General features: G+C 70.8%; 22 protein-coding genes. 15 read left to right on the forward strand and 7 right to left on the reverse strand.

Translation table 11 applies throughout. The features are described 5' to 3' along the window. Positions 1 to 54: 54 nt before the first annotated feature. Positions 55 to 1,623 (forward strand): lysine--tRNA ligase, encoded by a 1,569-nt coding sequence (gene lysS / locus AB0N73_RS10790; RefSeq protein WP_363563248.1) that lies wholly within the window; start codon positions 55 to 57, stop codon positions 1,621 to 1,623. Here lysS and AB0N73_RS10795 read toward each other — a convergent pair. Continuing rightward, positions 1,616 to 2,842: a DUF4192 family protein gene (locus AB0N73_RS10795; protein ID WP_363563250.1), complete on the reverse strand. Its 1,227-nt coding sequence runs from the start codon at positions 2,840 to 2,842 to the stop codon at positions 1,616 to 1,618. The genes lysS and AB0N73_RS10795 overlap by 8 nt on opposite strands. A gap of 99 nt (positions 2,843 to 2,941) precedes the next feature. Here AB0N73_RS10795 and AB0N73_RS10800 point away from each other — a divergent pair, with 99 nt between their 5' ends. The 4 genes from AB0N73_RS10800 (at position 2,942) to AB0N73_RS10815 (ending at position 7,052) form a co-directional block, all read left to right on the forward strand. Next, a complete protein-coding gene (locus tag AB0N73_RS10800) occupies positions 2,942 to 3,130 on the forward strand; it encodes a hypothetical protein (RefSeq protein ID WP_363563252.1) in 189 nt (62 codons plus the stop codon). Positions 3,131 to 3,196: 66 nt separating this feature from the next. Then, the gene (gene cls, locus AB0N73_RS10805) at positions 3,197 to 4,669 is read left to right on the forward strand and encodes a cardiolipin synthase (protein WP_363563254.1); all 1,473 of its coding nucleotides are present in this window, start codon (positions 3,197 to 3,199) and stop codon (positions 4,667 to 4,669) included. Between the two features lie 138 nt (positions 4,670 to 4,807). After that, the gene (locus tag AB0N73_RS10810) at positions 4,808 to 5,518 is read left to right on the forward strand and encodes a hypothetical protein (protein ID WP_363563256.1); all 711 of its coding nucleotides are present in this window, start codon (positions 4,808 to 4,810) and stop codon (positions 5,516 to 5,518) included. A gap of 772 nt (positions 5,519 to 6,290) precedes the next feature. Beyond that, entirely contained in the window at positions 6,291 to 7,052 is a 762-nt protein-coding gene (locus AB0N73_RS10815) for a hypothetical protein (protein WP_363563258.1), read from the forward strand. Positions 7,053 to 7,496: 444 nt separating this feature from the next. Here the strand turns inward: AB0N73_RS10815 and AB0N73_RS10820 are convergent, their stop codons facing one another. Both AB0N73_RS10820 and AB0N73_RS10825 read right to left on the reverse strand, forming a co-directional pair. Continuing rightward, positions 7,497 to 7,727 (reverse strand): helix-turn-helix transcriptional regulator, encoded by a 231-nt coding sequence (locus AB0N73_RS10820; protein ID WP_363563260.1) that lies wholly within the window; start codon positions 7,725 to 7,727, stop codon positions 7,497 to 7,499. After that, the gene (locus AB0N73_RS10825; protein WP_363563262.1) at positions 7,724 to 8,461 is read right to left on the reverse strand and encodes a hypothetical protein; all 738 of its coding nucleotides are present in this window, start codon (positions 8,459 to 8,461) and stop codon (positions 7,724 to 7,726) included. The genes AB0N73_RS10820 and AB0N73_RS10825 overlap by 4 nt, the downstream gene beginning before the upstream one ends. A gap of 166 nt (positions 8,462 to 8,627) precedes the next feature. Between AB0N73_RS10825 and AB0N73_RS10830 the strand changes: the two genes are divergently transcribed. The 3 genes from AB0N73_RS10830 (at position 8,628) to AB0N73_RS10840 (ending at position 12,504) form a co-directional block, all read left to right on the forward strand. Next, a complete protein-coding gene (locus tag AB0N73_RS10830; protein WP_363563264.1) occupies positions 8,628 to 11,153 on the forward strand; it encodes an ATP-dependent Clp protease ATP-binding subunit in 2,526 nt (841 codons plus the stop codon). 102 nt (positions 11,154 to 11,255) lie between these two features. Next, positions 11,256 to 11,759, forward strand: coding sequence for an amino-acid N-acetyltransferase (locus tag AB0N73_RS10835; protein WP_363563266.1), 504 nt, complete (start codon positions 11,256 to 11,258; stop codon positions 11,757 to 11,759). Positions 11,760 to 11,820: 61 nt separating this feature from the next. After that, positions 11,821 to 12,504, forward strand: coding sequence for a hypothetical protein (locus tag AB0N73_RS10840; protein WP_363563268.1), 684 nt, complete (start codon positions 11,821 to 11,823; stop codon positions 12,502 to 12,504). Positions 12,505 to 12,513: 9 nt separating this feature from the next. Here the strand turns inward: AB0N73_RS10840 and AB0N73_RS10845 are convergent, their stop codons facing one another. Then, positions 12,514 to 12,696: a hypothetical protein gene (locus AB0N73_RS10845; RefSeq protein ID WP_363563270.1), complete on the reverse strand. Its 183-nt coding sequence runs from the start codon at positions 12,694 to 12,696 to the stop codon at positions 12,514 to 12,516. Between the two features lie 4 nt (positions 12,697 to 12,700). Continuing rightward, on the reverse strand, positions 12,701 to 13,138 hold the full coding sequence (locus tag AB0N73_RS10850; RefSeq protein ID WP_363563272.1) for a GNAT family N-acetyltransferase: 438 nt from the start codon (positions 13,136 to 13,138) through the stop codon (positions 12,701 to 12,703). A 55-nt stretch (positions 13,139 to 13,193) separates the two neighbouring features. On the opposite strand from AB0N73_RS10850, the gene AB0N73_RS10855 reads away from it, so the two are divergent. Next, entirely contained in the window at positions 13,194 to 13,733 is a 540-nt protein-coding gene (locus AB0N73_RS10855) for a GNAT family N-acetyltransferase (RefSeq protein ID WP_363563274.1), read from the forward strand. A 161-nt stretch (positions 13,734 to 13,894) separates the two neighbouring features. Here AB0N73_RS10855 and AB0N73_RS10860 read toward each other — a convergent pair whose 3' ends face one another. Continuing rightward, entirely contained in the window at positions 13,895 to 15,418 is a 1,524-nt protein-coding gene (locus AB0N73_RS10860; protein ID WP_363563276.1) for an amino acid permease, read from the reverse strand. 204 nt (positions 15,419 to 15,622) lie between these two features. Here AB0N73_RS10860 and AB0N73_RS10865 point away from each other — a divergent pair, with 204 nt between their 5' ends. From AB0N73_RS10865 to AB0N73_RS10890, 6 genes are all read left to right on the forward strand, one after another. Next, positions 15,623 to 16,978, forward strand: a complete 1,356-nt coding sequence (locus tag AB0N73_RS10865; RefSeq protein WP_363563278.1) for a glutamine synthetase family protein — start codon at positions 15,623 to 15,625, stop codon at positions 16,976 to 16,978. Beyond that, on the forward strand, positions 16,959 to 17,759 hold the full coding sequence (locus AB0N73_RS10870; protein ID WP_363563280.1) for a gamma-glutamyl-gamma-aminobutyrate hydrolase family protein: 801 nt from the start codon (positions 16,959 to 16,961) through the stop codon (positions 17,757 to 17,759). Before AB0N73_RS10865 ends, AB0N73_RS10870 begins: the two co-directional genes overlap by 20 nt. Next, positions 17,756 to 19,120, forward strand: coding sequence for an aldehyde dehydrogenase family protein (locus tag AB0N73_RS10875; protein WP_363563282.1), 1,365 nt, complete (start codon positions 17,756 to 17,758; stop codon positions 19,118 to 19,120). Before AB0N73_RS10870 ends, AB0N73_RS10875 begins: the two co-directional genes overlap by 4 nt. A gap of 78 nt (positions 19,121 to 19,198) precedes the next feature. Then, on the forward strand, positions 19,199 to 19,972 hold the full coding sequence (locus AB0N73_RS10880; RefSeq protein WP_363563284.1) for a 3-oxoacyl-ACP reductase: 774 nt from the start codon (positions 19,199 to 19,201) through the stop codon (positions 19,970 to 19,972). Positions 19,973 to 20,048: 76 nt separating this feature from the next. Beyond that, the gene (locus AB0N73_RS10885) at positions 20,049 to 20,765 is read left to right on the forward strand and encodes a GntR family transcriptional regulator (RefSeq protein WP_363563286.1); all 717 of its coding nucleotides are present in this window, start codon (positions 20,049 to 20,051) and stop codon (positions 20,763 to 20,765) included. Between the two features lie 99 nt (positions 20,766 to 20,864). Next, positions 20,865 to 21,281, forward strand: a complete 417-nt coding sequence (locus tag AB0N73_RS10890) for a dehydrogenase (protein ID WP_363563288.1) — start codon at positions 20,865 to 20,867, stop codon at positions 21,279 to 21,281. A 72-nt stretch (positions 21,282 to 21,353) separates the two neighbouring features. Here AB0N73_RS10890 and radA read toward each other — a convergent pair whose 3' ends face one another. Further along, positions 21,354 to 22,703: a DNA repair protein RadA gene (gene radA / locus AB0N73_RS10895; RefSeq protein ID WP_363563290.1), complete on the reverse strand. Its 1,350-nt coding sequence runs from the start codon at positions 22,701 to 22,703 to the stop codon at positions 21,354 to 21,356. Positions 22,704 to 22,997 lie beyond the last annotated feature (294 nt).

Raw genomic sequence — 22,997 nt, forward strand, 5'->3', positions numbered from 1 at the left:
GGTGCGGAAGGCGCCGCGGATAGACTTGTCGACGACTTCCGAGGAGCCCCCACGATGACCTCTCAGCCCGATTCCGCTGTGCCCGCCGAGCCGTCCGCCGAGGACGTCTTCGAGCAGAAGGCCGTGCGCCTGGCCAAGCGCGAGCGTCTCCTCGCAGAACGCGTGGATGCGGCCGGTGGCGCCTACCCGGTCTCGGTGCCGGTCACCGACACCATCCCCGCCCTCCGGTCGCGGTTCGCCGACCTGGCCGCGGGCGACGAGACCGGTGTCACCGCCGGCGTCGCCGGCCGGATCGTGTTCAGCCGCAACACCGGCAAGCTCTGCTTCGCGTCGCTCCAGTCGGGCGACGGCAGCCGCATCCAGGCCATGGTGTCGCTCGCCGCCGTCGGCGAGGAGTCGCTGCAGCGGTGGAAGGAACTCGTCGACCTGGGCGACCACGTCTACGTGCGCGGCGAGGTGATCTCGAGTCGCCGCGGCGAGCTGTCGATTATGGTCGACGACTGGGCGATCGCGTCGAAGGCGCTGCTGCCGTTGCCGAACCTGCACGGCGAGCTCAGCGAGGAGACGCGCGTGCGCTCCCGCTTCCTCGACCTGATCGTGCGCGACCAGGCACGGGCCACCGTCCGTGCGCGCGCCGCCGTGAACGCGAGCCTGCGCGCCACGTTCACCGGCCACGAGTTCATCGAGGTCGAGACGCCCATGCTGCAGGTGCAGCACGGCGGCGCCTCCGCCCGCCCGTTCGTGACGCACTCGAACGCCTTCGACACCGAGCTGTACCTGCGCATCGCGCCCGAGCTGTTCCTCAAGCGCGCCGTCGTGGGAGGCCTCGACCGCGTGTTCGAGATCAACCGCAACTTCCGCAACGAGGGCGCCGACTCCACGCACAGCCCGGAGTTCGCGATGCTCGAGGCCTACCAGTCGTACAGCGACTACAACGGCATCGCCGACCTCACGCAGGAGCTCATCCAGGACGCCGCGATCGCGGTGAACACGCTCGCGGGCCGCCCCGAGGCCGGCCACGTCGTGACCTGGGCCGACGGCACCGAGTACGACCTGGGCGGCGAGTGGGACCGCGTCTCGATGTACGACTCGCTCAACGAGGCGCTCGCCGCATCCGGGGCCACCGCCGATGCCCCGCGCATCACTCCGGAGACCCCGGTGGCCGAGCTCGCCGCGCTCGCTGCCGCATCCGGCGTCGACGAGCCCGCGCACGCCACCCACGGCAAGTACGTCGAAGAGCTCTGGGAGCACTTCGTGAAGGGCGCGCTCACCCGCCCCACCTTCGTCATGGGCTTTCCGATCGACACCAGCCCACTCGTGCGCGAGCACCGCTCGATCCCCGGTGTGGTCGAGAAGTGGGACCTGTACGTGCGCGGGTTCGAGCTGGCGACGGGGTACTCCGAGCTCATCGATCCCGTCATCCAGCGCGAACGCTTCGTCGAGCAGGCGAAGCTCGCCGCCCGGGGCGACGTCGAGGCCATGCGCATCGACGAGGAGTTCCTGCGCGCCATGGAGCACGGCATGCCCCCGATGGGCGGCATGGGCATGGGCATCGACCGGCTGCTCATGGCCATCACGGGACTCGGCATCCGCGAGACCATCCTCTTCCCGCTCGTCAAGTGATCCGCCGCCGACGGGCGTCCGGCGGCACGAACGCCCAGTCCGGCAGGTAGCTCGCGGCGACCATCGACGCCACGATGCAGCTGAGCCCGTGCTCGGGGTCGATCTCGCGGGCGAGATCGGTGTAGGCGCCCGCGTGGGACGAACGGCCGAGCGCCCAGGCGAGCCACGCGCACACCGACAGTGCACCCGGCCGGGCCTCGCGCGGGGCGAGGGCCGCCGCGAGGCGGCACTGCGCGAGAGCCGCGGTGAGACGCTCGGGATCGGGGCGCGCCCCCTCGCCCGTCATCCACGCGGCGAGATCGGCCGGGTACTCCGCGCCGTCCTCCCAGCGCTGCTGGGCCTCGACGGCGTCGTCGCCCGCGTCGATGCCGCGCACCCACGTGGCCAGACCGATGTCCCGCAGCGCCGGCCGCGCCAGGCACCAGATCAGCGCGGCAGAGGCGTAGGCGCTGTGGCGGGCCGCATCCGCCGGGGTGTTCCCTCCGCCGGCGCGCACCGGGTCGTCGATGGGCGATGCGTCGCGCACGAAGCTGTCGAACAGGTGGGGGACGTCCTCGAGCAGGAGCGTGCTCGCGATCGCCGTCGGGTGGATGCGGGTGCCTTCCTCGGCGTGGGCGGCGGCATCGGCGGTCGGTGCGAGCCAGCGGATCGCGCGGTCGAGCTCGCGCAAGGCCGTGCCCACCCGCTCCCGCTCCGCCAGGTCGGCCGAGGGCAGGACCGCGCCGGTGTGCTGATCGCCGTCGGGCACCGGGGGCGCCGCATCCGTTGCCGGCAGATCGGCGACCGGGGCTCCGGCGGCCGGGTCGAGGTACGACTGCCAGCGCGACGCCCCCACGAACAGCGCATCGACGACCCGCAGCCCGCAGGCATCGGCGCGCGCGGTGAGCGCCGACAGCAGAGCGGCGTGCGGCGGCCCGCCGCGCCCGCGGTCGGCGGGCGGAAGGTCGGCGGGCGTCGGGTGTGCTGCGGGCGGATCCGCGTCGTACACGACGGCGACGTAACCGTCGCACGCGCGCACCCGGCACAGCATGCCGATCAGGGTGGAGGCGACCGCATCCAGATCGGCGCCCGCGGACGGAAGATCGACGCGCATCACGCCGATGCTGCGGTTGTCGGCGAACGGCACGAGCACGAGGCTGCGCGTCGGGGTGAAGCCGAGCATGCTCGGCACGAGAGAGAGGAAGTCGGCCGCGGTACCGGCCTTGATGATCGTGGTCATGCCCCGACTGTGCGCGCGGGTGTCGGCGCGGCGACCGAACTCACAGGGGTGCGGACGGCTTTCAGGGGGTGGGGAGGACAGGACGCGTACGATGGGAGGGTGGACAACTTCTGGGTAGCCGTCGCGTGGTCGATCCTGCCCACCATCGTCGTCGTGGCGGCGTTCTTCTTCGTCTTCCGCTCGATCGTGCGCATGGATCGCACCGAGCGCCGCGTCCACGCCCGCATCGAGGCCGAGGAACGCGCGAAGCGCGGCCTTCCCCCGGTCGCCGCCGCATCCGACAGCTGATCTTCTCGGTCCCGGCTCGCGTCGGAGAGGCCGCTACGCTGAGCTGACAAGTGCGGGGGAGCGTTCATGCTGGAGATCGGTATCGACCTCGACGATCCGTGGTGGCTCGTCGCGGTCTTCGTCTTCGATCTCGTGATCCGTGTCGCCGCGGTCATCATCGTGCCGCGCAACCGCCGCCCCACCGCCGCCATGGCGTGGCTGCTCGCGATCTACTTCATCCCGTTCGTCGGGGTCTTCCTGTTCCTCATCATCGGCACGCCGCGACTGCCGAGGAAGCGTCGCCGTCAGCAGCGCGCGATCAACGAGTACATCCAGCAGGCGACCGCCGATCTCGACCTCGGCACCCTGCGTCCCGATGCACCGGAGTGGTTCACCTCGCTCGTCCGCCTCAACACGAACCTCGGGGCGATGCCGCTTTCGGGCGACAACGACGCCCACCTGATCTCCGACTACCAGGAGAGCCTCGACGCGATGGCGGGCGCCATCCGCCGGGCCGAACGGTACGTGCACGTGGAGTTCTACATCCTGCAGTCGGATGCGGCCACCGACAACTTCTTCCGCGCGCTCGAGGATGCGACCGCCCGGGGGGTGACGGTGCGTGTGCTGCTCGACCACTGGGCCAACCGCGGCAAGCCGTTCTACCGTCAGACGCTCAAGCGGCTGGACGCGATGGGGGCCAGCTGGCACCTCATGCTGCCGGTGCAGCCCCTGCGCGGCAAGTACCAGCGCCCCGACCTCCGCAACCACCGCAAGCTCCTCGTCATCGACGGCACGGTCGCCTTCATGGGCTCCCAGAACGTCACCGACTCGACGTACAACCTGCGCAAGAACATCCGGCGCGGCCTGCACTGGGTCGACCTCATGGCGCGCTTGGAAGGGCCCGTCGTCGAGAGCGTCAACGCGGTCTTCCTGTCGGACTGGTACAGCGAGACGAACGAGATCCTGAGCGACGAGGTCGACGAGTTCGACCTGCGCCGTTCCACGGGCGACCTGGACTGCCAGATCGTGCCGTCCGGCCCCGGGTTCGAGTTCGAGAACAACCTGCGGCTCTTCCTCGGCCTCATGTATGCCGCCCAGCGGCGGATCGTGCTGGTCAGCCCCTACTTCGTGCCCGACGAGTCCATCCTCAACGCGATCACCACCGCCTGCCACCGCGGCATCGAGGTCGAGCTGTTCGTCTCCGAGGAGGGCGATCAGGCGATGGTCTACCACGCGCAGCGCAGCTACTACGAGGTGCTGCTGCGGGCGGGCGTGCGCATCTGGATGTACCGGAAGCCCTACATCCTGCACACGAAGGCCATGACCGTCGACGACGAGGTGGCCGTCATCGGGTCGAGCAACATGGACATGCGCTCGTTCGGTCTCAATATGGAGATCTCGATGCTGGTGCGCGGCGGCGAGTTCGTCGACGAGATGCGCCGTGTGGAGGACAAGTACCGCAGCCTCAGCCGCGAACTCACGCTCGAGGAGTGGCAGAAGCAGCCCCTCCGCTCGACCGTGCTCGACAATCTGGCGCGTCTCACCTCCGCGCTGCAGTGACGGCGCGGGCGGGATCGTGATCTCGCCGTTACGGCTTTTTCCGGGTCCGTGCAGGCCCGTGCGACAGGATGTTGAGGGTGGCGCCGGGGGCGCCGCATCCCTGTCCGCGGTTCGCCGCGCGTCGTCACCGGAGGAATCATGAGCCGTCGCCTGACCGTCACCACCGCCGTCGGAGCCGCCCTGCTGGCTGTCGGCCTGCTCACCGGATGCGCCGGCACGGGCGCGCCCGCCCCGACCGATGTCGAGGAGCTCGAGCTGGATGCCGCCTGGCTCGACGGCGGCCGCTCGATCGCCGTCACGACCTGGGGCAGCTCGGGCTGCATCCCCATCGCCGAGGCCGCCGAGGTCGACGCGCAGGGCGCGCTGACCGTCACCCTCGTCGACCGTCCGAACGACGGCGACACGGAGCAGGCGTGCACGACCGACTACGTGCAGCGCGCGACGGTCGTGGGGGTTCCCGAGGGTGTCGACCCGGCGCAGGAGCTCGAGATCACGGTGACGTACGGCGGCGCGGTCGGCGACACCGACCTCGACGGGATCGCGGGTCAGCCCGGACCGGGAACGCCCACCGAGTACACCCCGAGCGCCGGATGGGTCGACGACGACGGCACGTTCGCGCTGCTCACGTGGGGCTCGTCGACCTGCGCCCCCGTCATCGAGGATGTGCAAGCCGCGGGCGCCGAGATCACCGTGACCTTCGTCACCCCGCCGGCCGACCGCATCTGCACGATGGACATGGCCCCGCGCGTGACCCTCGGCGTGGTCCCGCAGCTCGACGACGCCGAGGCGTACGAGCTCGTCCTGCAGGGCGACACCTTCACCGGCACCCGCGTCCCCGTCCTCGGCTGACCCCGGCTGCGCCGCGCGGGGCGCGCGCGGTGCCGGCTGCCGCCTGCGCGCGGTGCTGCGCGGTGCCGCTTGGCGCGCGGCGCGGCGCTGCGCGGCGCGCGCGGGGGCGCTGCCCTGCGAGCGGCGCCGCCTTCGCGCGCGAGCCGGCGCGGCCCGCGCTGCCCTGCTCACTCGTCGCAAAAGCGGGGTGCGGAGCGCCGTAACCCCGCTTTCGTGACGAGCGAACCGTGCGCCGGCACTCCAACCCTGCTCGCTCGTCGCAGATGCGGGGTGTGGGGCGCGGCGACCCTGCTTTCGTGACGAGTGGATTCCACGAGGTTGCGCGGGTACGGCGTAGCCGCGACGGCGGCGTCACCCCGACCCTGCTCGCTCGTCGCAGATGCGGTGTGTGGAGCGTCGTAACCCCGCTTTCGTGACGAGTGACGCACGAAGGGCTTCCTGCTGTTCATTCGTCGCGTACGCGGGGCGGCGTCACCCCGACCCTGCATTCGCGGCGAGGGGGGTGCGGGTTGGCTCCTCCACAGGGGGTGAATCGTGGTGCGGCGCCTGTGGAGGGGCGGGCGGGCGGTGTCGGCGCGGGCAGAGTGCCGGGATGCAGCGACGAAATCTTCCGCCGGAGCTCGGCGACGCCTTCTCTGTCACGGATGCGATGCGCGCCGGTGTATCGCGCGGCCGGCTCGGCGCGACCGACCTCATCCGGCCGTTTCACGGAGTTCGCGCGCGCAGAGAAGAGCCGAGCGGTACCGGGGCGGAGCGCCTCCACCAAGAGCGCATGGCTCACTACGCGTTGCGGATGGAGGAGGGCGAGTTCTTCAGTCACGTGTCGGCCGCCGTCGCGTGGGGCGTCCCGCTCCCGGCCTATCTGGTCGGTGAGGACGCGCCGCTCGACGCATCGGTTTTCTGGCCGAGGCGGAGTCCCCGAAGTCGCGGCGTTCGTGGCCACGCCGTGCTGTCGCGGTCGGCCACGGTGCGCGTCCTGCAAGAGTCGGGTCATCGTGTGGCCGACCCTGCCGCGACCTGGGTGATGCTCGGGGCGGTGCTGCGGCATCCGTACGACCTCATCGCGGCCGGCGACGCCCTGATCCGCCGGCCGCAGCATCCCGCCGATCCGCCCGCGCTGGCGACGTACGCCGAGCTCGAAGCCGCCGTCGCCGCCGGTCGGCGGCCCGGAATCGTCGCGCTGCGAGCCGCGCTTCCCTGCATCCGCGACGGCTCGGCGTCGCGCCCCGAGACGTGGGTGCGGCTCACGCTCGTGGATGCGGGCCTGCCCGAACCTGCGCTCAATGTCGATGTCTTCGAGGATGGGCGGTGGTTGGGTCGCGTCGATCTGGCGTACCCGCACCTCAAGATCGCCCTCGAGTACGAGGGGGAGCACCACGTGATCGATCCGCGACAGTGGGCAGCCGACATCGAGCGATACGACCGGTTGGCGGCAGCCGGATGGCGCGTCATCCGGATCACGAAGACCGATCTCTTCGACGCGCCGGGGCGTCTCGCCGCCCGTGTGCGGGCGGCGCTGCGGGCGCACAGCTGACCTCGCTCGTCGCAGATACGCGGCGCATGGCCGCCGGGCCCCGCGGATGCGGCGAGTGAGCAGGCGGGTAGGACGCCGCAGGGGACGGCTACTCGCGGGCGAGGCTCGTGTGGACGGCGGTCCGCGCGAGCGCAGCTCTGTCCGCTCGTCGCATATGCCCGGTGTGGTGGTCTGCGGACCCCGCGTATGCGACGAATAAGCAGGGCAGAGGATGCATGCACACCGCGGGGGTGCCCGTGGGAGGGGGCGCCGTGCCGGCGCGGGTGCGCCCGCACCCTGGGTTCGCTCGTCGCATGTGCGCGGTGCGTGGCTAGCGGACCCTGCGTATGCGACGAGTGAGCAGGGGGGAGCGGGGCCCTGGGTTCGCTCGTCGCATGTGCGCGGTGGGTCGCTGGCGGACCCTGCGTATGCGACGAATGAACACGGGAGCACAGCGCCGGGGGGTCAGGGGGTGCGGACGAGGAGGTCGCCGATCTCGCAGTCGAGGGCCTCGCAGATCGCCGACAGGGTCGTGTAGCGGATGGCGCGGGCGCGGTCGTTCTTCAGCACGGAGAGGTTGACGACCGAGACCCCGACGCGCCGCGAGAGCTCGGCGAGCGTCATCCCCCGCTCGACGAGGAGCTCGTCGAGCCGGCAGTGGACACCGCTGGGTCCCTCGTCCTCGGCGGGGGTCATACGAGACCTCGGACGTCGTGCCGCATCCGGGTGCCGATGCTGAAGGCGGCGGAGACGAGGGCGATCCCCATACCCCACGCCACCGGCGCGAAATCGAGAGTGAACATGAACCCGACGAAGCCCTCGGTGTGGCCCGCGCCGTTGTCGTGGGCTGTCATGAGCTCGGGCGGGCCGAGGAACAGGACAGTCTCGGATCGGGCGATGCCGCCGATGAAGGGCGCGACGAGACCGGCGACGATGATCACGATCGCCACGACGCCGAGCACGGCAGGGAAGGCGCGGGCGAAGGGATCTCCGCGCAAGAGGGCCAGTGCGAGCCACGCGACCCCGACCGCGATCACCAGGGCCGTCACCAGCGGCAGCGCGCTCTCGACCCACAGCAGCGTGCGGATGTAGCCGGGGAGGTTCGCGACCTCGACCCAGGCCGATTCGTACCCCGCGTCGACGGGGGCGTCCGAGGCGCGGAGGAACGGTGGGTAGGCGGCGTTGGCGAGCGGGATGCCGTCGACGTGGACCGAGACGGAGGCGGCCAGGGTCACGCCGCGCGCGACGATCGCGTACAGCGACACGGGGATCGCGATGAGCGCCCCGCCGGCCACGAGCGAGACGATCGCCCGCTCGATGCGGCCGCTGAGCGACGCCGCGCGATCGGCGAATCGTCGGTAGAGGACGACGGCGATGATCACGGGACCACCGAGGATCACGAACAGCATGAGTGCGTGCAGACCGGGCATGTCGCCTCCATATCGATCATCGTTGTTATCGACAAACGATATGCCTCCGGGATTGTTTCGGCAAGTGCGGATGCCGTGCGCCCACGGCGAACACGCGCGCTCCTCCCGTGTGCGCTGGTTAGCCTCTTTGTACGGCGCCAGGAGTGCGCCCGGAGGAGTGGACGCGATGTTCGAGAGATTCACGGACCGAGCCCGTCGTGTGGTTGTTCTCGCCCAAGAAGAGGCGAAGATGCTCAACCACAACTACATCGGTACCGAGCACATCCTGCTCGGTCTCATCCACGAGGGCGAAGGCGTCGCCGCCAAGGCGCTCGAGAGTCTGGGCATCTCGCTCGACGCTGTGCGCGAGCAGGTCCAGGACATCATCGGCCAGGGTCAGCAGCAGCCGACCGGCCACATCCCCTTCACGCCGCGTGCCAAGAAGGTGCTCGAGCTGTCGCTGCGCGAGGCGCTGCAGCTGGGCCACAACTACATCGGTACCGAGCACATCCTGCTCGGTCTCATCCGCGAGGGCGAGGGCGTCGCCGCGCAGGTGCTCGTCAAGCTCGGCGCCGACCTGAACAAGGTGCGCCAGCAGGTCATCCAGCTGCTCAGCGGCTACCAGGGCAAGGAGCCCGCGGGCGTCGCCTCGGGCCCCGGCGAGCAGAGCGCACCCGGCGCGCAGGGCGGTTCGGCCGTCCTCGACCAGTTCGGACGCAACCTCACCCAGGCCGCGCGCGACAACAAGCTCGACCCCGTCATCGGGCGCGAGAAGGAGATCGAGCGCGTGATGCAGATCCTCTCGCGTCGCTCCAAGAACAACCCCGTCCTGATCGGCGAGCCCGGCGTCGGCAAGACGGCCGTCGTCGAGGGCCTCGCGCAGGCCATCGTCAAGGGCGATGTGCCCGAGACGCTGAAGGACAAGCAGGTCTACTCGCTCGACCTCGGCTCGCTCATCGCCGGTTCCCGCTACCGCGGTGACTTCGAGGAGCGCCTGAAGAAGGTCACCAAGGAGATCCGCACCCGCGGCGACATCATCGTCTTCATCGACGAGATCCACACCCTCGTGGGTGCGGGTGCCGCCGAGGGTGCGATCGACGCCGCGTCCATCCTCAAACCGCTCCTCGCCCGCGGAGAGCTGCAGACGATCGGTGCCACGACCCTCGACGAGTACCGCAAGCACTTCGAGAAGGATGCGGCCCTCGAGCGTCGCTTCCAGCCGATCCAGGTGGCGGAGCCGAGCCTGCCCCACGCGATCAACATCCTGAAGGGGCTGCGCGACCGGTACGAGGCGCACCACAAGGTGCAGATCACGGACGGCGCCATCGTCGCCGCCGCGAACCTCGCCGACCGCTACATTTCGGACCGCTTCCTGCCCGACAAGGCCATCGACCTGATCGACGAGGCCGGCGCACGTCTGCGTCTGTCGATCCTCTCGAGCCCGCCCGAGCTGCGAGAGTTCGACGAGAAGATCGCCAAGGTGCGCGAGCAGAAGGAGACCGCCTCCGAGGAGCAGGACTTCGAGAAGGCCGCGTCGCTGCGCGACGAGGAGAAGTCGCTGCTCGCCGAGCGCCTGCGTCTCGAGAAGCAGTGGAAGAACGGGGATGTCGCAACGACCGCCGTCGTCGACGAGGGTCTGATCGCGGAGGTCCTCGCGCAGGCCACCGGCATCCCGGTCTTCAAGCTGACCGAGGAGGAGACCAGCCGTCTCGTCTTCATGGAGAAGGCGCTGCACCAGCGCGTCATCGGCCAAGAGGAGGCGATCGCGGCGCTGTCGCGCACGATCCGCCGTCAGCGTGCGGGCCTCAAGGACCCCAAGCGCCCCTCGGGCTCGTTCATCTTCGCCGGCCCCACGGGCGTCGGAAAGACCGAGCTGGCCAAGGCGCTCGCCGAGTTCCTGTTCGACGACGAGGGCGCGCTCATCTCGCTCGACATGAGCGAGTTCGGTGAGAAGCACACCGTGTCGCGTCTGTTCGGTGCCCCTCCCGGGTTCGTCGGCTTCGAAGAGGGCGGGCAGCTCACCGAGAAGGTGCGCCGCAAGCCGTTCTCCGTCGTGCTGTTCGACGAGATCGAGAAGGCTCACCCGGACATCTTCAACTCGCTCCTGCAGATCCTCGAAGAGGGCCGCCTGACCGATGGTCAGGGCCGCGTCATCGACTTCAAGAACACCGTCATCATCATGACGACCAACCTCGGTTCGACGGCCATCGCCGGCGGTCCGGTCGGGTTCCAGGTCGAGGGCAACGCGCAGACGACGTACGAGCGGATGAAGGGCAAGGTCGACGAGGAGCTGAAGCGTCACTTCAAGCCCGAGTTCCTCAACCGCGTCGACGACGTCATCGTCTTCCCGCAGCTGAACAAGGACGAACTGCGTCAGATCGTCGGACTGTTCACCAAGCGTCTGGCCGATCGCCTGCTCGATCGCGACCTGACCATCGAGCTCTCGGATGCCGCCAAGGACCGCCTGATCGAGATCGGGTTCGACCCGACGCTCGGAGCGCGTCCGCTGCGTCGTGCCATGCAGCGCGAGGTCGAGGACCAGCTGAGCGAGGAGATCCTGCACGGTCGCCTGAACGCCGGCGATCACGTGAAGGTCGACACGAAGGACGGCAAGTTCGTCTTCGAGACCTCGCAGCGCGGGGAGTCGGTCGCCATCGGCGCCGGCCCGGCCGGCGAGATCGCGGCGACCCCCGACATCGTCGCGGGCGGCTGATCGACGAAGTGTGACACGGAGGGGCGGATGCTGCGGCATCCGCCCCTTCGTCGTTCGCGCGCCCGCGGGTCGGCCGGCGGTGCACCGGCGTAGGGTGGCAGGGTGAGCGAGTTCACCGTGCGGCCCGCGCGGACGGCAGACGTCCGCGGCATCCATCGGATGCTGGAGCCCTATGTGCAGCGCCGCATCCTTCTCGGCAAGGACATCGTCGTGCTCTACGAGGCGGTGCAGCAGTTCGTCGTCGCCGAGGACGCCGACGGCCGCCTCATCGGATGCGGTGCCCTCCACGTCATGTGGGACGACCTGGGCGAGATCCGCACCCTCATCGTCGACGACGGCTGGCTGCACCGCGGCGTGGGTCGCGGCCTGGTCGAAGCGCTCGAGCAGTCCGCCCGCACCCTCGGCATCGAGCGGCTGTTCTGCCTCACGTTCGAGGTCGACTTCTTCACCCGGCGGGGATTCGCGCCCATCGGGGAGCACGTCGTGGATCCGGACGTGTACTCGCAGCTGGTCCGCAGCCCCGACGAGGGCATCGCGGAGTTCCTCGACCTGGCGCACGTGAAGCCCAACACCCTGGGCAACACGCGGATGCTCAAGCGCCTGTAGGCCCGGTGGGAGTGCGCGCGTCGGGCCGTTGATTCGGCTCGTCGCCGCTTAGCCTGGTCGGGTGAGCACCCCTGTCCGTCGTCGCCCCTCGCCGGCCGTCTACCGTCGGCGCCGCCTCGTGCTGCTGTTGGCCGTCGTCGCCGTCGTGGCGATCGTGTGGGTGCTCATCGCTCAGCCCTGGCGCAGTCAGGCCTCGACGCCGGCCCCCGAGGTCAGTCGGTCCGCGTCGGCGACCCCCTCGGTGAGTCCGTCGCCGTCGGAGGCGCCGGCCGCATCCGACGCCGTTCCGGGCGAGAACGCCGACGCCGCGCCGGAAGGCGAGACGGATGCGGGTCTGCCCGCCTGTGGCAACGCGGACGTGTCGGTCGAAGCGCTGACGGATCAGTCGGGCTACGCCGCCGACCAGAACCCGCAGCTGTCGATCCGGCTCACGAACACCTCGGCCGAGGACTGCACCCTGAACGTGGGGACGACCGGCCAGTCGTTCACGATCACGAGCGGCAACGACACGTGGTGGCGCTCGACGGACTGCCAGAGCGAGCCGAGCGACATGGTCGTCACGCTGGCCGCCGGTCAGAGCGTGACGAGCGCGACGCCCGTCACCTGGGACCGCACGCGCTCCTCGGTCGACACCTGCCAGAACCCGAACCGCGCCAAGGCGCCGGCGGGCGGGGCGTCGTACCACCTGGCCGTCGCGATCGGCGGCATCCCGTCGGGCGCGACCGCGCAGTTCCTGCTCGAGTAGTCGGCGGGCTCAGCGGCGCGTGCGGCTGCTGCCGAGCGCCAGGACCAGGCCGTAGCCCGAGAGGCCGCCGGAGATCCACGAGACGTAGTGCAGCCACGACGGGGCGCCGTTGAGGTCCCAGATCACGAACAGCGTGGCCAGGATGAGGCCGACGACGGCCAGGACGATTCCGATGATGCGGTCACGGTTCACGCTCTCACCGTAGGGGCTCGGTGCCCCCGTTCCATACGAGGAAGACGTCGATCTCGTCCTCGCTGTCGAACGCGAAGCCGTGGCGCTCGTAGAGTCGGCGCGCCGGGCTGCCCTGCAGAACGTTGAGCCGCAGGGGGACCGCGGGGTCGGCGCCCGCGAGCACGCGCATCAGCACCCGTCCGCCGAGCCCGCGTCCCTGGTGCGCCTCGGCTAGGTAGAAGTGCTCAAGCCACACCCCGTCGGATGCGGGGCGCAACGCGATCGATCCCGCATCCTCGCCGTCGGCCACGATCACCCAGGTGTGCGCGGGGTCGTACGCGTCGAGAAACCGCCGCCGCACCCGCACCGGGTCGTACCGTTCGAGACGTTCCAGGTCGGGGCGCATGACATCGGCCCGGAGTTCGGCGATCCACGTCGCATCCGTCGCCAGGGCCTGCCTCATCCGCCACTCCATCCCTCGATTCAACCCGACCGGGCGGGCGGAGGAGAATCGAGGGATGACCCGCACCGAGACCCGCGTTCGCGCCGTCGATACCGGCGCCGACGATCGGGCTGCCGTCGCCGCGCTGCTGGCGGCCTATCACGCCCGCACCGAGGCGGAGAAGGTCGCGCACGGTCTACAGGCGGAGGGGCCGCTCGCTCCCGCCTATGCGGCCGAGATCGCCGACCCGGCGGCGGCCTTCGCGGGATCGAGCGTGCTGATCGCCGAGCGTGGCGACGAGGCGCTCGGGATGGCGGTGCTGCGCGTGCCGCCGGGGGTCGCGGGCATGGACGAGGGCGCCGCGGCGGGTGACGCCGCGGGTGACGCGGAGATCAAACGGCTCTGGGTCGACCCCGGGGCTCGGGGTGCGGGCGTCGGGTCGGCGTTGCTGGCGGATGCGGCGACGCGCGCACGAGCCGTGGGTGCGGCATCCCTGCGCCTGTCGGTCTGGGACTGGCGCGACGACGCCATCGGGCTCTACCGCGCCCGCGGGTTCCAGGTCGCACCGTCGTGGGAGTCCCGCGAGCGCCTCGTCTGCCTGCGCCTCCCCCTCTGACCCCGCGCTCCCCCATCCCCCTCGCTCAAACGCGGCCGAGCGCACATCCGGTGGTCGAGCGCACATGGTCCTGCGTATGCGCTCGCCGACGGGATGTGCGCTCGGCGGTTCGGTGAACGGGGCGGGGGCGGGGGCAGGGCAGGGCAGGGGCGGGGAGGGGGTTACTTGTCGAAGAGTTCGGACTCCAGGGTGTCGTAGCCCTCGGCCTGGGGGTTGCCGTGCGTGCCGCCGGAGAGTGCGTACTCCTCTTCGGGCGAGAGCACCAGACGCTTACGGCCGTAGACGGCGAAGCCGATGAAGATGATCGCGTAGACCGCGATGATCGCCACGATCGCGAGGAAGTACGCCGGGTTGAACAGCAGCCCCACGAACACGATCGCCGCGATGATCGCCGCCGAGTATGCCCCGAACAGGCCCCACGGGCTCTTGTAGGGACGGTCCACATCCGGGAACTTCCGGCGCAGGATGATGAACGACACCATCTGCAGGAAGTACGCGAGCACCGCGCCCCAGACCGCGATGTTCAGCACGATGGCGCCGGCCGGGCTCGCGTCGCCCCCCGCCGCCTGCACGATGACCAGAGCGAAGAAGCCGATGACCGCTCCCACCACGAGCGCGACCCACGGCGTCTTGCTCTTGCCCGTGAGCGAGAGCCAGCGCGGGTAGTAGCCGGCGCGCGAGAGCGAGTACATGTTGCGGCCGTAGGCGAACATGATGCCCATCAGCGAGGCGAGGAGTCCCACGAGGGCGAGGAGCGCGAGGATCGCGGCCGCCTGGTCGCCCACCATCACCCGGAACCCGTCGAGCAGCGGCTCGAGCGATCCGCCCGTCGCCTCGGCGCCCAGCACCCCGGTGTTGAGGAACAGCACGATCAGACCGGTGACGATCAGCGTGCCGCGGGCCCAGAGGCCGGCACGCGGGATGTCGCGGGCCGGGTTGCGGGACTCCTCGGCCGCGAGCGGCAGTTCCTCGATGCCGAGGAAGAACCACATGGCGAAGGGCAGGGCGAGCAGGATCGATCCGACGCCGAACGGCAGGAACGCGCTGCCGCCCTCGGCGGGGGCGATGTCCCACAGTGCGTCCCAGCTGAAGCTGCCCGAGAAGATCGCCATGGCGCCGAAGACGACGATGATGCCGATCGAGATGATCGACACGACGATCGCGAAGCCGAACGAGATCGCCGCACCCGCCGCGTTGAGCGCGATGAACAGGGCGTAGAGGATGATCCACCATACGAACGACGGCAGGCTCACGCCGGTGAGCAGCGACAGCGCCGCATCCGCGTACTGCCCGGAGAAGTAGACCACCACCGCCGTCGTCGCGACGTACTCGATGGTCTCGGCGAGACCCGTCGCGAGGCCGCCCCACGGGCCCATCGCGGATCGGGCGAACGAGTACGCGCCGCCCGTGTGCGGCATGGCCGCCGCCATCTCGCCGATCGAGAACGTGAGGCCGTAGTACATGATCACGAGCAGCACGAAGGCGATCAGCATGCCGCCGAAACCGGCGAAGCCGATGCCGAAGTTCCAGCCCGAGAAGTCGCCCGAGATCACGGCCGCGACGGCGAGGCCCCACAGGCCCCACACTCCCGCCGAGCGCTTCAGGGTGCGCTTCTCGAAATACTCGCTGCCGGCGCGCGTGTAGGTCGCTCCCGCGACCCGGCGCGCATCATTGCTCTGAGACATCCATCCTCCGGAAAGGCATCGGGTGGTGCGCTGAGAAGGCGCGCGGCGTTGCGCACCCGTTTCGGATGATTGTGGAGGTCAAAGGAAGGTTGTGTCTACCTTTGAATGTCAAATCCTCGTTACAGTGAGCGCACATGGATCGGTCATCGTGCCCGTAAAGGTAGGTTGATCCCCACACCCTGCCGGTGGACGAGAGGACGACGGATGCCGGGAAACCTGACCGCCGACGCGCTGGATGCGGCCATCACCGCGGGCGAGATCGACACCGTCGTCGTCGCCTTCCCCGACGCGCAGGGCCGGCTCGTCGGCAAACGCGTCTCGGGGCGGATGTGGCAGGACGTCGTCGCCGCGCACGGTGCCGAGGCCTGCAACTACTTGCTGTCGGTCGATGTCGACCTCAACACCGTCGACGGGTACGCGATGTCGAGCTGGGAGACCGGCTACGGCGACATGGTGCTCATGCCCGACATGGCGACGCTGCGGAAGATCCCCTGGCAGGACGGTGCCGCGCTCGTCATGAGCGACCTGCGCTGGGAGAACGGCGAGCCGGTCGTGCCGTCGCCCCGCAGCATCCTGAACCGTCAGCGCGACCGCCTGGCCGCCCGCGACCTCGTGGCCTACGCCGGCACCGAGCTGGAGTTCGTCGTCTTCGACGAGACCTACCGGGATGCGTGGCGCAAGGGCTACCGCGACCTCGCCGCATCCACCGACTACAACGTCGACTACAACCTGCTCGCGACGACGCGCCTCGAGCCGCTGCTGCGCGACATCCGCAACGGCATGGAGGGTGCGGGCCTCTACTGCGAGGGCGTGAAGGGCGAGTGCAACTTCGGGCAGCAGGAGATCGCGTTCCGCTACGACGAGGTGCTCGCCACCGCCGACGACCACACGATCTACAAGAACGGCGCGAAGGAGATCGCCGACCGCCACGGCAAGGCCCTGACCTTCATGGCCAAGTTCGACGAGCGCGAAGGCAACAGCTGCCACATCCACCTGTCGGTGCGATCGAGCACCGGCGAGCCGGTGATGTCGGGCGAGGGCGAGCACGGGTTCAGCCCGCTCATGGAGCACTGGATCGCCGGGGTCCTCAGCACGCTCCGGGAGTTCACGCTGCTCTACGCGCCCACCATCAACTCGTACAAGCGGTACGCCAAGGGCTCGTTCGCCCCCACCGGCGTCGCCTGGGGCATCGACAACCGCACGTGCGCGCTGCGCGTGGTCGGTCACGGCCAGGGGCTCCGCGTGGAGAACCGGGTGCCCGGCGGCGACGTCAACCCGTACCTGGCGATCTCGGCCATCATCGCGGGCGGGCTCCACGGGATCGAGAACGAGCTGACGCTGCCCGCGCCGCTCACCGGCAACGCCTACACCTCGGGCGTCGACACGTTGCCGACCACGCTGCGGGAGGCCGCGGCGCTGTTCTCGGCCTCGACCATCGCGCGCGAGGCCTTCGGCGACGACGTCGTGGAGCACTACCTCAACCAGGCGCGCATCGAGGTGGAAGCCTTCGACGCCGCCGTGACCGACTGGGAGCGCGTGCGTGGCTTCGAACGACTCTGACTCCGGCGCTGCGACCCAGGACGCGACGCCGGTGGTGGGCCTGACGACCTACCTGGAACGGGCGAAGCAGGGCGTGTGGGATGTCCGCGCCGCGTTCCTGCCGCAGCAGTACTTCGACGCGGTGACCGCATCGGGTGCCGCGGCGCTGCTCCTGCCCCCGCAGCCCTCCGCCGCCCGCGCGGCCGAGGCGGTGCTCGACGGGCTCGACGGGCTCATCCTGACGGGCGGTCTCGACGTGCAGCCCGAACTCTACGGTGCCCCGCGGCATCCGCTCACCGACCCCGCGCGCGCCGACCGTGACGAGTGGGAACTCGCGCTGCTGGCGGGAGCGCGCGAGCGCGGCATCCCGGTGTTCGGCATCTGCCGCGGCCTGCAGCTGATCAACGTGGCGCTGGGCGGCACGCTGCACCAGCACCTGCCCGAGGACCTCGGCACCGAGCGCTACCGCATCGGCGGCGGCATCTTCGCCGAGAACACCGTCGAGGTCGCGCCGGGCACGCGCCTGGCCGGGATGCTGGGAGCCGGCGCCTTCGGCGTGCACAGCTACCACCACCAGGGCGTCGACGTGCTCGGCTCCGGCGTGGTCGTGACCGCGGTCACGGACGACGGCCTCATCCAGGCGTTCGAAGCCCCGGGCGACGAGTACCTCGTCGCCGTGCAGTGGCACCCCGAGGAGAACGCCGCCGACCGGCGCCTGTTCCTCGGGCTCGTGGCCGCCGCATCCGCCTACCGTGCGTCGCGCTCCGCGCGCGCCCTGACCCGAGAAGACGTGAACGCATGAGCGCCGACACCTTCACCGTGATCGACCCGACGACGGCCCGCCCCATCGTCACGCTGGACCGGGCCGACCTCGACGAGGTGGATGCGGCCGTCGCCCGCGCCGTCGTCGCGCAGCGGCGCTGGGCCGCCCTCGCCCCGGGCGCCCGGGCCGACGCGCTCCGGGCCTTCGCCCGCGTCGTCGAAGACCACGTCGAGGAGCTCGCGCAGCTCGAGGTGTCGAACTCGGGGCACCCCGTCGGCTCGGCCCGGTGGGAGGCCGGTCACGTCGCCCAGGTGCTCAACTACTACGCCGGGGCTCCCGAGCGCCTGCTCGGCGCGCAGATCCCCGTGGCGGGTGGGCTCGACGTGACCTTCCACGAGCCGTACGGCGTGGTCGGCATCATCGTGCCGTGGAACTTCCCCATGACGATCGCCGCGTGGGGCTTCGCGCCTGCGCTCGCCGCGGGGAACGCGGTGCTCGTCAAGCCCGCCGAACTGACCCCCCTCACCGCGCGGCGTCTGGGCGAGCTGGCGCTCGCCGCCGGGCTGCCCGAGGGACTCTTCCAGGTCGTGACCGGCTCGGGATCGGTCGTCGGACAACGCTTCGTGACGCATCCCGACGTGCGCAAGGTCGTCTTCACCGGATCGACCGAGGTGGGGGTGGATGTGGCGGCCGGCTGCGCGCGGCTGCTCAAGCCCGTGACCCTCGAGCTCGGCGGCAAGAGCGCGAACATCGTCTTCGACGACGCCGACCTGGCTCGGGCCGCGGCCGCCGCGCCCGGGGCGGTATTCGACAACGCCGGCCAGGACTGCTGCGCGCGCAGCCGCATCCTGGTGCAGCGATCGGTGTACGACCGGTTCCTCGAACTGCTCGAGCCCGCCGTCACGGGATGGCGGGTGGGCGATCCCTCCCGCGACGACGTCGACATGGGGCCGCTCATCTCGGCGTCGCATCGCGAGACCGTGTCGGGCTTCCTCGACGGCGCCGACGTGGCCTTCCGCGGCTCGGCCCCCGAGGGCGACGGCTTCTGGTTCGCGCCCACCGTCGTGCTCGCCCAGCCCGGCGACCGCATTGCGCAGGAGGAGGTCTTCGGCCCCGTCGCCGCGGTGCTGCCCTTCGATGACGAAGCCGACGCCATCCGCCTGGCCAACGACACGATCTACGGACTCGCTGGATCGGTCTGGACCGAGAACCTGGGGCGCGCCATGCGGGTCTCGCGCGGCGTCAAGAGCGGCGTGCTGTCGGTGAACTCGCACGCGTCGGTGCGCTACTGGACCCCGTTCGGCGGCATGAAGGCGTCGGGTCTGGGGCGCGAACTCGGACCGGATGCGGCCGAGCACTTCACCGAGACGAAGAACGTGTTCTTCGCGACCGACGACTGACCCCCGCCCTCTGGGTGTCCGGCCGAGGAGCCCGACACCGGTACGACCCGAGACACCGAGTCCATCGAAAGGAACACCATGGACCTCACACAGCGTCTGCGCGACCGCGTCGCCATCATCACCGGCGGCGGCAGCGGCATCGGCCTCGCCACCGCACGCCGTTTCGCGGCGGAGGGCGCGCGCGTCGTCATCGCCGACATCGACCCGGTCGCCGGCGAGCGGGCGGCCGCCGAGGTGAACGGCCTCTACCGGAGCGTCGACGTCGCCGACCAGGCCTCGGTCGACGCGCTCTTCGACGGCATCGCCGAGGAGTTCGGGCGTCTCGACATCGCGTTCAACAACGCGGGCATCTCACCGGCCGACGACGACTCGATCGAGACGACCGAGCTGCCGGCGTGGGACCGCGTGCAGGACGTCAACCTGAAGAGCGTGTACCTCTGCTCGCGGGCGGCGCTGCGTCACATGCTGCCCGCCGGTCGCGGGTCGATCATCAACACGGCGTCGTTCGTCGCCCTGCTGGGATCCGCCACCTCGCAGATCTCGTACACCGCCTCGAAGGGCGGCGTGCTCGCCATGACGCGCGAGCTCGGTGTGCAGTTCGCGCGTCAGGGCATCCGCGTCAACGCGCTCTGCCCGGGCCCCGTGAACACCCCGCTGCTGCAGGAGCTGTTCGCGAAGGACCCCGAGCGCGCGCAGCGGCGGTTGGTGCACGTGCCCGCCGGTCGCTTCGCGGAGCCGGAGGAGATGGCGGCCGCCGTCGCCTTCCTCGCGTCGGATGACGCCTCGTTCATCACGGCGACGGCCTTCGTCGTGGACGGCGGCGTCACGAACGCGTACGTCACCCCGCTCTGAGCGCACGGGGTGATCGGGGCATCGGTGCCGGCGGGGGAGGATGGAAGGCGCAGGACCGGATCGAGGGGGTGACGCGGTGAGCGACAGCGGATGGGACGAGGTGCAGCGCGCCGTCTATCGTCCGGTGCGCCGGGCGAACGCCCTCGAGAACACGGTCTCGCGCATCGTCCAGACGATCCGGATCGGTGTGGTGGCGCCCGGCGAGGCGCTCCCGCCGGAGCGCGCGCTCGCCGAGATGTACGGTGTCAGCCGCGACACCGTGCGCGAGGCGATCCGCGAGCTCGCCGACACCGGCTGGCTCGTGCCGCGACGCGGGCGCTACGGCGGCACGTTCGTGGCCGATCCCCTGCCGCGGCCCGAGGCACCCGCATCCATCGATCCGGCCGAACTCGACGACACTCTGCGGATGCGGCTGGTGCTCGAACCCGGCGCCGCACGCGCCGCGGCGCAGCGCACCATGACCGCCGAGGAACGCGACGCCCTGTGGCAGCGGCACACGGCCGCGTCGGCCGCGTCGCTCGACGAGTACCGCCGCCTGGACTCGCTGCTGCACCTGTCGATCGCCGAGGCCGCCGGCATCCCGTCGCTCGTGCCGTTGATCGCCGACAGCCGCGCGCGGGTCAACACCTGGCTCGACGCGTTCCCGCTGCTGCCGCGCACCATCGAGCACTCCGAGGCCCAGCACGAGCGGATCGTCAGTGCGATCCTCGCGGGGCGCGCGGATGCGGCCGAGGCGGCGATGCGGGATCACCTCGCGGCGTCCGAGACGCTGATGCGCGGCTTCTTGTCCTGAGCGGGGCGCTGCGGGCCGGGGCGGGGTCGGGGGCCGAGGGGCGGGCCGGGGTCGCGGGCCGGAGGCCGGGGGCCGAGCGGGGCCGGATACCCTGGGGGGATGGCGGGAAAGCAGAAGCGCGGCAAGAAGGGCGACGGCCCCGAGCTGGAGTTCCGCAACACGGCCCTCTCGGATGCGCTGCAGACGCAGGACATGGCGGCGGTCGCGTTCGCCCTGCGGCACGGTCCGACCGTCGTGCCGCTGATGCGCACCGGGGCGCGTGACAATCCCCTCGACCAGGGTGAGATCTGGACCTATCGCGACCCGTCCAACGGGCAGGTGGCGCTGCTGCTCTTCAGCGATGCGGCGAACAAGCCCGAGACCCTGCCGCCCCATGTCGGCCTCCAGGGGCCGGACTGGTTGCGCGTATTCCTCGACGCCCACCGCGACGAGATCACGACGGTGTTCCTCGACATCGCCGGCCCCCATCCGATGCAGGCGACGCCGACGGATCTGCTCGCCGCGCTCCAGATCTGACGATCTCCCGTGCGGTGCCGTGCGGTGCCGCGGATTCCGGCTTAGCGGTGTGCCGTCCGGTCGGGCTCCGGCTCAGCGGTCGGAGGACGCCGGCGTGGGGATCCGGACGCGTTCGAGCGCCGACAGCAGGTCGGCGATGCCCGAATCGACGACGGTCGAGTAGCCCAGACGGGCCGCTTCGGTGCGGCGCTGCGCGAGACGCGCGACGGGGCGCACCTCTCCGGTGAGGCTGAGCTCGCCGATCGCGGCGACCGTGTGGGGGATGGCGCGATCGGTCGTGGCGCTGGCGATGGCGAGGGCGATCGCCAGATCGGCGCCGGGCTCGTTGAGCCTCACACCGCCGACGGTCGAGACGTACACGTCGCGGTCGCCGAACTTCAGGCGGGAGCGGCGCTCGAGCACCGCCAGGATCATCGCGACGCGGGACGCCTCGACGCCGTTGACGACCCGCCGCGGGTTGGGCGTGGACGAGCTGACGACGAGCGCCTGCACCTCGACGGGCAGGGCGCGGCGCCCCTCGAGCGCGACGGTCACGCAGGTGCCGCTCACCGCGGCTCCCTTGCTGAGGAAGAGTCCCGAGGGGTCGGGGACCTCGCTGATGCCGTCGCCGGTCATCTCGAAGCAGCCCACCTCATCCGTGGGTCCGAAGCGGTTCTTCAGTGCGCGCACGAAACGCAGCGACGTCTGCCGGTCGCCCTCGAAATGGCAGACGACGTCGACCAGGTGCTCGAGCAGGCGCGGGCCGGCGATCGAGCCGTCCTTCGTGACGTGCCCGACGATGAGCACGGGCAGATCGCGTTCCTTGGCGATGCGGATGAGGGTGGCCGCGACCTCGCGCACCTGGCTGGGGTGGCCGGCCAGGCCCTCGCTGAGCGACGACGAGACGGTCTGCACGCTGTCGACGATGAGCAGCGACGGCTGCACCTCGTCGACCTGGCCGATGACGGTCGCCAGGTCGGTCTCGCTCGCCAGATACAGCTCGTCGTGCAGCGCGCCCGTGCGTTCGGCGCGGAGGCGCACCTGACCCGTCGACTCCTCGGCGCTGACGTAGAGCACCCGGTATCCGTCGCGCGCGGCGCGTGCGGCGACCTCGAGGAGGAGCGTGGACTTTCCGACGCCGGGCTCTCCTGACAGGAGGATGGCCGCACCCGGCACGATGCCGCCGCCGAGCACCCGGTCGAACTCGGGAACGCCGCTCGGGCGCCGGGGCGTCTCGGCCGTGCTCAGCTGTGTGATGGGCCGCGCGGCGCGGCTGGCCGACGGCGCGACCGGCGACAGCGAGCGCAGCACGCCCGTCTGCTGGGCGGTCTCGACCACCGAACCCCACTGCTGGCACTCGCCGCAGCGTCCGGCCCACTTCGAGGTCGTCCAGCCGCACTCGGTGCAGCGGAACGGTGCGGGCGCGGGTCGACGGGTGGCCATGAAATCAGGCTACGCGCCCCATCCGACACCGCCCGCGCTTCCGGTGCGGGCGGGGTGGGTGTGGGTGTGGGGGTGCGGCGTGTGGGCTTCGGTGTGCCGGGCCGCCCGCATCCCTCGCCGTGCGCAGCGGCGGACGCGCGAGTCGCCCCATCCCGTGCCCAACGGCGGACGCCTGCGTCGCCCCATCCCCGTGCACAACGGCGGATGCGGCGGGCGACACGCCGGGGCTGGGGGTGTGGATGCGGGGTGTCGCGCCCCTTGGTCCGCCGTTGTGCGGCCGGGCCCGGCGGGGCC

The organism is Microbacterium sp. NPDC089189 (assembly GCF_040685095.1).
Classification (GTDB): domain Bacteria; phylum Actinomycetota; class Actinomycetes; order Actinomycetales; family Microbacteriaceae; genus Microbacterium.